Consider the following 12005-nt stretch of genomic DNA (forward strand, 5'->3'; position numbering starts at 1 on the left):
AGCGGGCGCGCCAGTTACAGTTTCTTGGCCTTCTCGATGGCTTCGTCGATGCTGCCGACCATGTAGAACGCCTGTTCCGGCAGATGGTCGTAGTCGCCATTGAGGATGCCGGAGAAACCACGGATGGTTTCCTTCAGCGGAACGTACTTGCCCGGCGAACCGGTGAAGACTTCGGCCACGAAGAACGGCTGGGACAGGAAGCGCTGGATCTTACGAGCGCGAGATACCAGCTGCTTGTCCTGCTCGGACAGTTCGTCCATACCCAGGATCGCGATGATGTCCTTCAGCTCCTTGTAGCGCTGCAGCACGTACTGGACGCCGCGAGCGGTGTCGTAGTGCTCCTGGCCGATGACCAGCGGATCCAGCTGACGGGAAGTCGAGTCGAGCGGATCGACCGCCGGGTAGATACCCAGGGAAGCGATGTCACGCGACAGTACGACGGTAGCGTCGAGGTGGGCGAAGGTGGTCGCCGGGCTCGGGTCGGTCAGGTCGTCCGCGGGAACGTATACGGCCTGCACGGAGGTGATCGAGCCGTTCTTGGTGGAGGTGATGCGCTCCTGCAGAACGCCCATCTCTTCGGCCAGAGTCGGCTGATAACCTACCGCCGAAGGCATACGGCCCAGCAGGGCGGATACTTCGGTACCGGCGAGGGTGTAACGGTAGATGTTGTCGACGAACAGCAGAACGTCACGACCTTCGTCACGGAACTTCTCGGCCATGGTCAGACCGGTCAGCGCAACGCGCAGACGGTTTCCTGGCGGCTCGTTCATCTGGCCGTAGACCAGGGCCACCTTGTCCAGAACGTTGGAGTCCTTCATCTCGTGATAGAAGTCGTTACCTTCACGAGTACGCTCACCCACACCGGCGAACACGGAGTAACCGCTGTGCTCCATCGCGATGTTACGGATCAGCTCCATCATGTTTACGGTCTTGCCTACACCGGCACCACCGAACAGACCGACCTTACCGCCCTTGGCGAACGGGCAGACCAGGTCGATAACCTTGATGCCGGTTTCCAGCAGCTCGTTGCCGCCAGCCTGTTCGGAATAGGACGGCGCAGCGCGGTGGATGGTCCAGCGCTCTTCTTCGCCGATCGGGCCGGCTTCGTCGATGGGGTTACCCAGGACGTCCATGATGCGACCCAGGGTCTGCTTGCCGACCGGTACGGAGATACCGGTGCCGGTGTTGACGACGTCCAGGCCACGCTTGAGGCCTTCGGTCGAACCCATGGCGATGGTACGGACAATGCCGTCGCCCAGCTGCTGCTGGACTTCCAGGGTGGTCTCGGCGCCCTGAACTTTCAGTGCGTCATAGACGTTCGGTACCAGATCGCGCGGAAATTCCACGTCGATAACGGCGCCGATGATTTGAACGATACGTCCGCTACTCATGTTTGGTTCCTCTGAATATTTGAACCGTTCTTAAACCGCGGCAGCGCCGCCGACGATTTCCGAAATTTCCTGAGTGATCGCAGCCTGACGGGCCTTGTTGTAGACCAGTTGCAGGTCGCTGATCAGCTCACCGGCGTTGTCGGTTGCGTTCTTCATGGCAATCATCCGCGCGGCCTGTTCGGCTGCGCCGTTCTCAACCACGGCCTGATAGACCTGGGACTCGATGAAACGAACCAGCAGGGCATCCAGCAGCTGCTGGGCGTCCGGCTCGTAAAGGTAGTCCCACTGACCTTTCTTCACCGGCTCGGCACTGTCGTCTGCAGCCAGGGGCAGCAGCTGATCGAGCGTCGGCTTCTGGGTCATGGTGTTGATGAACTTGTTGGATACCAGGTACAAGCGATCGATACGGCCCTCGTGGAAGCCGTCCAGCATGACCTTGACGCTGCCGATCAGATCGTTGATCGATGGCTCTTCGCCGAGGTTGCCGATCGCTGCTACGACGTTGCCGCCGAAGCTGCGGAAGAAGCTCGCGCCCTTGTTGCCGATCACGCAGAGGTCGACTTCGACCTTCTGGTCGTGCCACTCCTTCATGTTCTTGATCAGGACCTTGAACAGGTTGATGTTCAGGCCACCGCACAGACCACGATCAGTAGACACGACGATATAGCCGACACGCTTGACCGGACGCTCCACCATGAACGGGTGACGGTATTCCGGGTTGGCGTAGGCCAGATGGCCGATTACCTGCCGGATCCGCTCCGCATAAGGGCGGCTGGCAGCCATGCGCATCTGTGCCTTGCGCATCTTGCTGACCGCCACCTTTTCCATGGCGCTGGTGATCTTCTGCGTGCTTTTGATGCTCGCAATCTTGCTGCGAATCTCTTTTGCGCCTGCCATTTGACACCTATCGGGTTAGCAGGCGGGAGCCTCGCGGCTCCCGCTGCGGCTTACCAGCTCTGCGTGGCCTTGAACTTCTCGATACCAGCCTTCAGGCCAGCGTCGATTTCGTCGTTGAAGTCGCCCTTCACGTTGATCTTCGCCATCAGGTCGGCGAACTCGCGGTTGAAGAAGGCGATCAGGGCCTGCTCGAAGGCGCCAACCTTGGCCACTTCCACGTCCGCCAGATAGCCACGCTCGGCGGCATACAGGGACAGGGACATGTCGGCGATGGACATCGGCGCGTACTGCTTCTGCTTCATCAGCTCGGTAACGCGCTGACCATGCTCCAGCTGCTTGCGGGTCGCTTCGTCCAGGTCGGAAGCGAACTGGGCGAATGCAGCCAGTTCACGGTACTGAGCCAGTGCGGTACGGATACCACCGGACAGCTTCTTGACGATCTTGGTCTGCGCCGCACCACCCACGCGGGATACCGAAATACCGGCGTTGACGGCCGGACGGATGCCTGCGTTGAACATGGCCGATTCCAGGAAGATCTGACCGTCGGTGATGGAGATCACGTTGGTCGGAACGAACGCGGAAACGTCACCAGCCTGGGTTTCGATGATCGGCAGAGCGGTCAGCGAACCGGTCTTGCCAGTCACGGCGCCGTTGGTGAACTTCTCGACGTATTCTTCGGAAACGCGAGAAGCGCGCTCCAGCAGACGGCTGTGGAGATAGAACACGTCGCCCGGGTAGGCTTCACGTCCCGGCGGACGGCGCAGCAGAAGGGAAATCTGGCGGTAGGCCACGGCCTGCTTGGACAGATCGTCATAGACGATCAGTGCGTCTTCGCCGCGGTCGCGGAAGTATTCGCCCATGGTGCAGCCGGCGTACGGAGCCAGGTACTGCAGCGCAGCGGACTCGGAAGCCGAAGCAGCCACCACGATGGTGTTCTGCAGGGCACCGTGCTCTTCCAGCTTGCGCACTACGTTGGCGATGGTCGACTGCTTCTGACCGATAGCCACGTAGACGCAGCGGATGCCGCTGTTCTTCTGGTTGATGATGGCGTCGATAGCCAGGGCGGTCTTACCGATCTGACGGTCACCGATGATCAGCTCACGCTGGCCACGGCCTACCGGGATCATCGCGTCGACCGACTTGTAACCGGTCTGCACCGGCTGGTCGACCGACTTACGCCAGATCACGCCAGGCGCGACTTTCTCGACCGCGTCGGTGGCCTGGGCATTGATCGGGCCCTTGCCATCGATCGGGTTGCCCAGCGCATCGACCACGCGACCCAGCAGTTCCGGACCAACAGGAACTTCGAGGATACGGCCGGTGCACTTGGCGCTCATGCCTTCGGTCAGGCCCAGGTAGTTACCCAGAACCACGGCACCTACGGAGTCTTGCTCCAGGTTCAGTGCCATGCCGAAGATACCGCCAGGGAACTCGATCATCTCGCCGTACATGACGTCGGCCAGACCGTAGATGCGTACGATACCGTCAGAAACGCTGACGACGGTGCCCTCGTTACGGGCTTGAGCAGCGACATTCGATTTCTCGATGCGCTGCTTGATGATTTCACTAATCTCGGAAGGATTCAGTTGCTGCATGCCATGACCCTCAAATCAGGATTTCAACGATTCGGCCAACTGGCTCAGTTTGCCGCGGACCGAACCGTCGACAACCACGTCACCGGCGCGAATCAACACGCCGCCGATCAGAGCAGGATTCACGACCTGCTGGAGGTTGACGGTGCGATCTAGCCGCTTCGACAGGGCGGCAGCCAAAGTTTGGAGTTGCGCGTTGCTGAGCTCGAAGGCGGTTTCAACTTCTGCCTCGAGCGTTTTCTCGGCTTGCGCCTTGATGTCCTCGTACAGCTCCCACACGGTCGGCAGGACCGACAGGCGATTGTTTTCGCCAAGGGTCTGGACGTAGTTGCGGAAAGCTTCGTCAACATCGTCACCGAGTAGACGCACCAGCCCCTGAAGCTTGCTTTCGCTAGACAGGCGGGGGTCGTTCAGCAACGCTGCGACTTCTGGGACTTCAACAGCGATGGCGGCCAGGTTCAGCATTTTCGACCAGGTATCGGTCTTTCCTGCGGCGCTGGCAAACTCGAAAGCGGCTTTCGCGTAAGGCCGAGCAAGCGTCTGGGTATTGATCATCGCTTGCCTCGCTTAGAGTTGGGAGGCCAGTTTTTCGACCAGCTCGTTGTGCACCTTGGCGTCCACCTGGGACTCCAGGATCTTCTCTGCACCGGCGACGGCAAGAGCCGCAACCTGAGTGCGCAGTTCGTCCCTGGCGCGGTTCACTTCCTGTTCGATCTCGGCGCGAGCACCAGCGACCAGGCGCTCGCCCTCAGTGCGAGCCTGCTGCTTGGCTTCCTCGATAATCAGATTGGCGTGCTTATTCGCCTGTTCGAGGATCTGGGCAACCTGCTCTTTGGTTTCACGGAGCGAGTGGGAAGCTTTTTCCTGGGCCAGTTGCAGATCGCGCTGAGCGCGGCCGGCAGCATCCAGACCTTCGGCAATTTTCTTCTGGCGAGCTTGCATGGCGCTGGTGATAGGCGGCCAAACAAACTTCATGCAGAACCAGACGAAAATAGCGAAGGCAATCGTTTGACCGAACAGCGTCAGATTAATGTTCACTGATCTACCTCATGCTATCTCGTTGTTTCCCGGGTGCTGAAGCCTAACCGGCAGGGCAACGCCCTGCCGCTCGGACGGGTCAGCGAATTAAGCAGCCATACCAGGGGCAACAACGAAGATCAGGTACATCGCGATACCAACGCCGATCATCGGCACGGCGTCGAGCAGACCAGCCATGATGAAGGTCTTGGTTTGCAGCTGCGGAGCCAGTTCAGGTTGACGAGCAGTGGATTCCAGCAGCTTGCCGCCCAGCAGGGAGAAGCCAATACCGGTGGCCAGAGCGCCCAGACCAATGATGATGGCGGCAGCGATGATTACGAGTTCCATGATTACTCCTAGGTTTTCAGAGGTTAGAGTTGCAGTTCAAGTTTGCTACGGGTTTACGGTCGCTTTCGCGTCTCAATGGTCCTCGTGGGCCGCGCTCAGGTACACGATCGACAGCACCATGAAGATGAAGGCCTGCAGCGGGATCACCAGGAGGTGGAAGATCGCCCACGGCACATTCAGGGTCCACTGTACGTAGAACGGCAGCAGCGCAATGAGGATGAACACCACCTCACCTGCATACATGTTGCCGAACAGACGCAGCGCAAGGCTCAGCGGCTTGGTCAGCAGACCGAGAATCTCGAGGAACAGGTTGAAAGGCACCAGCGACCAGTGGTTGAAGGGAGTGAATGCCAGCTCCTTGCTGAAACCACTGAAGCCCTTGACCTTGACGCTATAGAACAGAATCAGGAAGAACACGCCGATGGACACACCGAAGGTACCGTTCGGATCGGCTGTCGGGACGATCTTGAATGCCGGCAGACCCAGCAGGCCAGCCAGGCCGGGGATGTAGTCGACGGGGATCCATTTCAGGCTGTTCATCAGCAGGATCCACATGAAGATGGTCAGAGCCAGCGGCGCGATCAGCGGATTGCGACCGTGGAAGGTGTCCTTGACCATGCCTTCGACGAACTCGACGACCATCTCTACCAGGTTCTGCAACTTGCCGGGCACACCCGCGGTAGCCGAGCGGCCAGCCATGGCGAAGATACCGATGAACAGAAAGCCCGCGAACAGCGACCAGCCCAGGGTATCCAGGTGGACGGCCATGAAGCCCATTGCCTGTGCTTCAGCCGAAGTTTGCGCGATGGTCCAGGTGGCCTGGTCGATCACGGTTCCGTCAACGCGTTCGTAGCCAGCCGGCAGCTTGCCGTAGGTCAGGTTTTGCAGGTGATGCTGAATATATTCCGCCGGGGTACTCGCCATGTGCGCGCCTCAATGCTCAATGCTTCGGATTATTTTTCATCAGCAGGAGCGCGCTCGCGGAGGTGCCTAGGACCAGCACGTAACCGACGAACAGGGCAACCGGCTCCAGCGGTCGCACTCCCACAAACACCAGCGCAAACAGCGCTGCTGCCAGAATTTGTTTCCCCATCTGCCCAGACCATAAGGACTGAATGATCGCCCTGGCCGAGCGTGCGCCAAAGTAACGAAAGGCCTTGTACGCGAAATACACGTTCGCCGACAGTGCAATCAGACCGCCGCAAAGCGCGGAGTAGCCGGCGACCATACCAAATACCAGGCCACATGACACAGCGGTCGCTACCACGACCATCGCCTGCATCAGCAATACGCGGAAAGCCGGGAGACGATGGAAGGGTGTTCTGTTGTGTATGTTCACCTGAATTCCATCGTCGCAGCAGGCTGCGTAAATAATTGTCCGCAGTCAAAAAAGCGCGGCGAGTATAGGAGCAGGCCAGCCAGGGTTCAACACTCAGGTAGTAATTTCCGACTGGCACTACAAACATTTTGTATCAACGAATGTGCGCCAGAACGCCCTGCAATTCATCCAGGGAACTGTAGCGAATCACCAGCTGGCCTTTGCCCTTCTGCCCATGCTTGATCTGCACCGGCGAGCCCAGGCGTTCCGCCAGACGCTGTTCCAGACGGCTGATATCGGGATCGACCTTGACCTCGGCCTTCGGCTTTTCCTTGCTGCTCAGCCACTGGCGTACCAGGGCTTCGGTCTGGCGGACCGTCAGCCCACGTGCGACAACATGCCGCGCGCCCTCGACCTGCTGGTCAGCCGGCAAACCAAGCAAGGCGCGGGCGTGCCCCATTTCCAGATCGCCATGGGACAACAGCGTCTTGATTTCCTCGGGTAGGGCGATCAGGCGCAGCAGGTTGCTCACCGAGACCCGCGACTTGCCCACGGCATCGGCCACCTGCTGTTGAGTGAGCTGGAATTCCTGCTGCAGCCGCTGCAAGGCCACCGCTTCTTCGATCGGGTTGAGATCCTCGCGCTGGATGTTCTCGATCAGCGCCATGGCGATGGCGGCTTCGTCCGGAACCTCGCGAACCAGCGCCGGCACACGTTCCAGACCGGCCTGCTGGCTGGCGCGCCAGCGTCGCTCGCCGGCGATGATCTCGTAGCGGCCGCCCTCGACCGGACGCACGACGATGGGCTGCATCACGCCGTGATTGCGGATCGACTGCGCCAGTTCTTCCAGCGCCTGCGGATCCATGTCGCGACGGGGCTGATACTTGCCGCGCTGAACCAGCTCCAGCGGTAACTGTTGCAGTTCGCGGGTGTCGACCTTGGCGGCCTCTTCCTGCATCGCCGAGACACTGGCGCCGCCGAGCAGGGCATCGAGTCCCCGTCCTAGACCTCTTTTCTTGGTCGCCATGAGTAGTCCTTATGCGAGAGCGCCACGAGCCGACTGGCGCTGGCGTCGCGACAGTTCGCCGGCCAGGGCCAGATAGGCCAGGGCACCCTTGGATTGCTTGTCGTAGACCAGCGCCGGCATGCCGTGGCTGGGGGCTTCGGCGAGCCGTACGTTGCGCGGAATCACGGTGTCGTACAGCTTGTCGCCGAAATGCGCCTTGAGCTGTTCGGAAACGTCGTTGGTCAGGCTGCTGCGCGGGTCGTACATGGTGCGCAGCAGACCTTCGATCTTCAGACTCGGATTGAGTGCCTGACCGATGCGCTGGATCGAGTTGACCAGATCGGACAAACCCTCGAGCGCGTAGTACTCGCACTGCATGGGGATGATCACGCCATCGGCGGCCGCCAGCGCGTTGATGGTCAGCATCGACAGCGACGGCGGACAGTCGATGAGAATGTAGTCGTAGTTCTCGCGTACCGGGGCCAGCGCTTCGCGCAGGCGCTTTTCCTTCGCCGGCAGATTGAGCAGGGCCACCTCGGCCGCCGTCAGGTCGCGGTTGGCCGGCAGCAGCTGGTAGCCGCCATGCTCGGAGAACTGCATGGCATCAACCAGGCTGCATTCGCCGATCAGCACATCGTAGATCGAGTATTCCAGGCCGAGCTTGTCCACACCGCTGCCGGTGGTGGCATTGCCCTGGGGATCGAGGTCGATCAGCAGCACCCGACGGCGCGTGGCGACCAGCGAAGCGGCCAGATTGATGCAGGTGGTGGTCTTGGCGACACCGCCTTTCTGGTTGGCAATGGCGAAGACTTTAGCCATGGTCAGTGTCTGTCCGGGTCATGAAGTGCGGCGCAGTATCAACAGATGGCGCTGGCCTTGGCAACCGGGAACCTTGAGCACGTGACAGGCATCGAGACGGAAGTCCTCGGGCAGGCGCTGCAACTCGTCATCTGGCTGCACGCCCTTCATGGCCAGCCAGCGGGTTTCGGCATTGCCCAGATGGCGGGTCCAGCTGGCGAAGTCCTCCAGCGAGCTGAAGGCGCGCGAGGTAATGCCGTCAAAGGCGATGGAGGGCTGGAACTGCTCGACGCGAGCGTGCACCACCTCAAGATTGGCCAGTTTCAGCTCCAGCTTCACCTGGGTGAGGAAACGTGTCTTCTTGCCGTTCGAGTCCAGCAGGGTGAACGCCCGTTCGGGAAACATGATCGCCAGCGGCACGCCGGGCATGCCGCCGCCGCTGCCGACGTCCAGCCAATTGCGACCGCCTTCGGCCACGAAAGGCACCACGCTCAGGCTGTCGAGCAGATGGCGCGAGACCATCTCGTCCGGATCGCGCACGGCGGTCAGGTTATAGGCCTTGTTCCACTTGATCAGCAGCGCCAGGTAGGCCAGCAGCAGTCGTTGCTGGCGGTCGTCCAGGGGAATGCCGAGCTGCCCGGCCCCGCGTACGAGTTCTTCCGCATGGGATTCACTGACCAGACTCATCAGGCGCTCTGCTCCAGCTGCTGACCGGCGCTGCGCTTCTTCAGGTGGATCATCAGCAGGGACACGGCCGCCGGCGTGACGCCGGGGATTCGCGAGGCCTGACCGAGGGTCTGCGGGCGCGCCTGGCCGAGCTTGTGCTGGATCTCCTTGGACAGGCCGGAAATCGTCGCGTAGTCGAGGTCCGCGGGCAGTGCCACGTTCTCGCTGGCACGCAGCTTCTCGATCTCGTCCTGCTGCCGCTCGATGTAACCGGCGTACTTGGTCTTGATCTCGACCTGCTCGGCGACCTGCGGATCCGGTTCGCCCGGCCCGGTCAGTTCGATCAGGCTCTGATAATCGATTTCGGGACGAGCGAGCAGATTGAGCAGGTTGTACTCGCGGGCCAGCGGGCTGCCGAAGCGCTCGGCGATGGCATCGCCTTGCGGCGTACCCGGGCGCACCCAGCTGTTCTTCAGACGCTGCTCCTCGCGCTCGATGCCCTCGCGCTTGGCGCAGAACGCCGCCCAGCGGGCGTCGTCCACCAGGCCGAGCTCGCGGCCCTTTTCGGTCAGGCGCAGGTCGGCATTGTCCTCGCGCAGGATCAGCCGGTACTCGGCGCGCGAGGTGAACATGCGATACGGCTCCTGCGTGCCGAGGGTGATCAGGTCATCGACCAGCACGCCGAGGTAGGCCTCATCACGCCGCGGGCACCAGCTGTCCTTGCCCTGCGCGCGCAAGGCGGCGTTGGCGCCGGCGAGCAGCCCCTGGGCGCCGGCCTCTTCGTAACCGGTGGTGCCATTGATCTGCCCGGCAAAGAACAGCCCGCCAATGACCTTGGTCTCCAGGCTGTACTTGAGATCACGCGGATCGAAATAGTCGTATTCGATGGCGTAGCCCGGCCGCACGATGTGCGCATTCTCCATGCCACGGATGCTCTGCACGATCTGCAACTGCACGTCGAACGGCAGCGAGGTGGAGATGCCGTTGGGGTACAGCTCATGGGTGGTCAGGCCTTCCGGCTCGAGAAACACCTGATGGCTGTCCTTGTCGGCGAAGCGATGGATCTTGTCCTCGATGGACGGGCAATAGCGAGGCCCCACGCCTTCGATGACGCCGGAATACATCGGCGAGCGATCGAGGTTGGCGGCGATGATCTCGTGGGTGCGCGCGTTGGTGTGGGTGATCCAGCAGCTGACCTGCGGCGGATGCTGCTCTCGGCTGCCGAGAAAGGACATCACCGGCAGCGGCGTGTCGCCGGGCTGCTCGGTCATCTGCGAGAAGTCCACCGAACGGCCGTCGATGCGCGGCGGCGTGCCGGTCTTCAGCCGGCCGACGCGCAGCGGCAACTCGCGCAGACGCTTGGCCAGTGCGATCGAAGGCGGATCGCCGGCACGGCCCCCTGAATAATTCTGCAGCCCGATGTGGATAAGTCCGCCGAGGAAGGTTCCAGTGGTCAACACCACGGACGTTGCAAGAAAGCGCAGCCCCATCTGGGTAACGACGCCGCGCACCTCGTTCTGCTCAACGATCAGGTCATCGGCGGCCTGCTGAAATATCCACAGGTTCGGCTGGTTTTCCAGTAGCTCTCGGATGGCCGCCTTGTAAAGCACGCGATCAGCCTGTGCGCGGGTTGCCCGTACAGCTGGGCCCTTGCGGCTGTTGAGCACACGGAACTGGATGCCGCCCTTGTCGGTAGCAACGGCCATGGCGCCACCCAGGGCATCGATTTCCTTGACCAGATGACTCTTGCCGATGCCGCCGATGGCCGGGTTGCAGCTCATCTGGCCCAGGGTTTCCACATTGTGGGTGAGCAGCAGGGTCTTGACTCCCATGCGTGCTGCAGCCAGTGCCGCTTCGGTACCGGCATGGCCGCCGCCGATCACGATCACATCGAAACGGGATGGGAAATCCACGTGCACCTCGTGCCTTGTGGGCTGGTCTGGAAAAACGGCCAAGTATAGAGACTTACCCAGGCTGAAAGAAGCGCCTTGGGCAAAATTTGATCAACGGAGGGTTGGCAGCCGAATAGAACAGAAAAAAGAAAAGAAAATATAAAAGAGCTTGTAGATATGTTTACTAATGGTGAAGCAGTTATCTGTGGATAAACATACAGAGCCCACTGTTCTCAAGGGCTCCAACGATGGATAAGGCTGTGCTCCGCCTGCGCGATACCGGTGTGGATCAAGTGTGCGGGCTGTTGATAACAGAGCGAACTGTGCACAGGGAACGTTATCCAGAGGGTATGCCCCGCGCTTATCTACCGAGCCGAAGGAGGGTTATCAACAGACCTTAGGAAGTCCGTGGGCAACAGTGAATCGACCTCAGGGTTCTTTGTCGGCTCTGGGCGGATCGCTTCTTTCAAGCCACTCATCCAGCGTTACCGGGCTGCGATCAAGCACGCCATGTAGGGCATCTTCCCCGTGTAGGCCGTCGAGCCGCGCGCCCGACATATAGGCGGCACGGCCGAGCAGGTGGCCGGCGATGGGAATGGTCAGCATGAGGAAGATCAATGTGGCCGAGCCAATGAACACGGCCTGTGCGTCGCCCATGTGTATCATCACGCCGAGCAGAATCAGCCCGGCGCCCACCGTGCCGGACTTGGTGGTGGCGTGAATGCGTTGCAGCGGGTCGGCAAAGCGCAGCAGCCCGAGCATGGCAGCGAACAGGAAGACCACGCCGGCGAGCATGACCATCACGGCGATAAAGTCGATCATTGTTCTTTTTTCCCCTTGCGCATGATGAATACGGCGAAGGCACAGGTGCCGACGAATCCGATCAGGCCGAGGCCGAACCCCACATCGAGAAACTCACGGCGCCCGGTCATGGCCGCCACCAGCGCGGCGATGGCCACGCCCACGCCGGTGAGCATGTCCAGTGCCACCACCCGATCGACCAATGTGCGGGCGACGATCATCCGCCAGAGCGTCACTCCCAGTGGCAGCATGACGAGAACCAGCAGTGTTTCGACCATG

Annotated in this window: 14 protein-coding genes; all 14 read right to left on the reverse strand. The window is 60.9% G+C overall.

Going from position 1 to position 12005, the window contains the following annotated elements:
- Nucleotides 1-14 precede the first annotated feature (14 nt).
- Nucleotides 15-1391, reverse strand: a complete 1377-nt coding sequence (gene atpD, locus VF716_RS08885; protein WP_011915191.1) for a F0F1 ATP synthase subunit beta — start codon at nt 1389-1391, stop codon at nt 15-17.
- Nucleotides 1392-1421: 30 nt separating this feature from the next.
- The gene (gene atpG / locus VF716_RS08890) at nt 1422-2288 is read right to left on the reverse strand and encodes a F0F1 ATP synthase subunit gamma (protein ID WP_011915192.1); all 867 of its coding nucleotides are present in this window, start codon (nt 2286-2288) and stop codon (nt 1422-1424) included.
- A gap of 50 nt (nt 2289-2338) precedes the next feature.
- Nucleotides 2339-3883 carry a F0F1 ATP synthase subunit alpha gene (gene atpA / locus VF716_RS08895; protein ID WP_019405952.1) on the reverse strand — a complete coding sequence of 515 codons (1545 nt, stop codon included), beginning with the start codon at nt 3881-3883 and terminating at the stop codon, nt 2339-2341.
- Nucleotides 3884-3898: 15 nt separating this feature from the next.
- The gene (locus tag VF716_RS08900) at nt 3899-4435 is read right to left on the reverse strand and encodes a F0F1 ATP synthase subunit delta (RefSeq protein ID WP_126527162.1); all 537 of its coding nucleotides are present in this window, start codon (nt 4433-4435) and stop codon (nt 3899-3901) included.
- A gap of 12 nt (nt 4436-4447) precedes the next feature.
- The gene (locus tag VF716_RS08905) at nt 4448-4918 is read right to left on the reverse strand and encodes a F0F1 ATP synthase subunit B (RefSeq protein ID WP_003284844.1); all 471 of its coding nucleotides are present in this window, start codon (nt 4916-4918) and stop codon (nt 4448-4450) included.
- Nucleotides 4919-5005: 87 nt separating this feature from the next.
- Nucleotides 5006-5245 carry a F0F1 ATP synthase subunit C gene (atpE, locus tag VF716_RS08910; protein WP_003284846.1) on the reverse strand — a complete coding sequence of 80 codons (240 nt, stop codon included), beginning with the start codon at nt 5243-5245 and terminating at the stop codon, nt 5006-5008.
- Between the two features lie 72 nt (nt 5246-5317).
- Nucleotides 5318-6169, reverse strand: coding sequence for a F0F1 ATP synthase subunit A (gene atpB / locus VF716_RS08915; RefSeq protein WP_003284847.1), 852 nt, complete (start codon nt 6167-6169; stop codon nt 5318-5320).
- A gap of 16 nt (nt 6170-6185) precedes the next feature.
- Nucleotides 6186-6590, reverse strand: coding sequence for a F0F1 ATP synthase subunit I (locus VF716_RS08920; RefSeq protein ID WP_419248016.1), 405 nt, complete (start codon nt 6588-6590; stop codon nt 6186-6188).
- Between the two features lie 127 nt (nt 6591-6717).
- On the reverse strand, nt 6718-7590 hold the full coding sequence (locus VF716_RS08925) for a ParB/RepB/Spo0J family partition protein (protein ID WP_011915198.1): 873 nt from the start codon (nt 7588-7590) through the stop codon (nt 6718-6720).
- A 9-nt stretch (nt 7591-7599) separates the two neighbouring features.
- Nucleotides 7600-8388, reverse strand: coding sequence for a ParA family protein (locus VF716_RS08930; protein WP_011915199.1), 789 nt, complete (start codon nt 8386-8388; stop codon nt 7600-7602).
- A gap of 18 nt (nt 8389-8406) precedes the next feature.
- A complete protein-coding gene (gene rsmG, locus VF716_RS08935; RefSeq protein ID WP_013984549.1) occupies nt 8407-9054 on the reverse strand; it encodes a 16S rRNA (guanine(527)-N(7))-methyltransferase RsmG in 648 nt (215 codons plus the stop codon).
- On the reverse strand, nt 9054-10946 hold the full coding sequence (gene mnmG / locus VF716_RS08940; RefSeq protein WP_011915201.1) for a tRNA uridine-5-carboxymethylaminomethyl(34) synthesis enzyme MnmG: 1893 nt from the start codon (nt 10944-10946) through the stop codon (nt 9054-9056). Before mnmG ends, rsmG begins: the two co-directional genes overlap by 1 nt.
- Before the next feature lie 408 nt (nt 10947-11354).
- On the reverse strand, nt 11355-11747 hold the full coding sequence (gene mnhG / locus VF716_RS08945) for a monovalent cation/H(+) antiporter subunit G (RefSeq protein ID WP_049325722.1): 393 nt from the start codon (nt 11745-11747) through the stop codon (nt 11355-11357).
- Nucleotides 11744-12004, reverse strand: a complete 261-nt coding sequence (locus VF716_RS08950; RefSeq protein ID WP_049325721.1) for a monovalent cation/H+ antiporter complex subunit F — start codon at nt 12002-12004, stop codon at nt 11744-11746. The genes mnhG and VF716_RS08950 overlap by 4 nt, the downstream gene beginning before the upstream one ends.
- Between the last annotated feature and the right edge of the window lies 1 nt (nt 12005).

It is taken from the genome of Stutzerimonas sp. Brlt_14, assembly GCF_051948915.1.
Classification (GTDB): Bacteria; Pseudomonadota; Gammaproteobacteria; order Pseudomonadales; family Pseudomonadaceae; genus Stutzerimonas; species Stutzerimonas stutzeri.

What these genes read in the sequence shown, in the direction of transcription:
- atpB (WP_003284847.1), bottom strand. Translation starts at nt 6,169, where the DNA reads ATGGCGAGTACCCCGGCGGAATATATTCAGCATCACCTGCAAAACCTG.
- atpA (WP_019405952.1), bottom strand. Translation starts at nt 3,883, where the DNA reads ATGCAGCAACTGAATCCTTCCGAGATTAGTGAAATCATCAAGCAGCGC.
- VF716_RS08925 (WP_011915198.1), bottom strand. Translation starts at nt 7,590, where the DNA reads ATGGCGACCAAGAAAAGAGGTCTAGGACGGGGACTCGATGCCCTGCTC.
- VF716_RS08930 (WP_011915199.1), bottom strand. Translation starts at nt 8,388, where the DNA reads ATGGCTAAAGTCTTCGCCATTGCCAACCAGAAAGGCGGTGTCGCCAAG.
- mnhG (WP_049325722.1), bottom strand. Translation starts at nt 11,747, where the DNA reads ATGATCGACTTTATCGCCGTGATGGTCATGCTCGCCGGCGTGGTCTTC.
- rsmG (WP_013984549.1), bottom strand. Translation starts at nt 9,054, where the DNA reads ATGAGTCTGGTCAGTGAATCCCATGCGGAAGAACTCGTACGCGGGGCC.
- VF716_RS08950 (WP_049325721.1), bottom strand. Translation starts at nt 12,004, where the DNA reads ATGGTCGAAACACTGCTGGTTCTCGTCATGCTGCCACTGGGAGTGACG.
- atpD (WP_011915191.1), bottom strand. Translation starts at nt 1,391, where the DNA reads ATGAGTAGCGGACGTATCGTTCAAATCATCGGCGCCGTTATCGACGTG.
- atpE (WP_003284846.1), bottom strand. Translation starts at nt 5,245, where the DNA reads ATGGAACTCGTAATCATCGCTGCCGCCATCATCATTGGTCTGGGCGCT.
- atpG (WP_011915192.1), bottom strand. Translation starts at nt 2,288, where the DNA reads ATGGCAGGCGCAAAAGAGATTCGCAGCAAGATTGCGAGCATCAAAAGC.
- VF716_RS08900 (WP_126527162.1), bottom strand. Translation starts at nt 4,435, where the DNA reads ATGATCAATACCCAGACGCTTGCTCGGCCTTACGCGAAAGCCGCTTTC.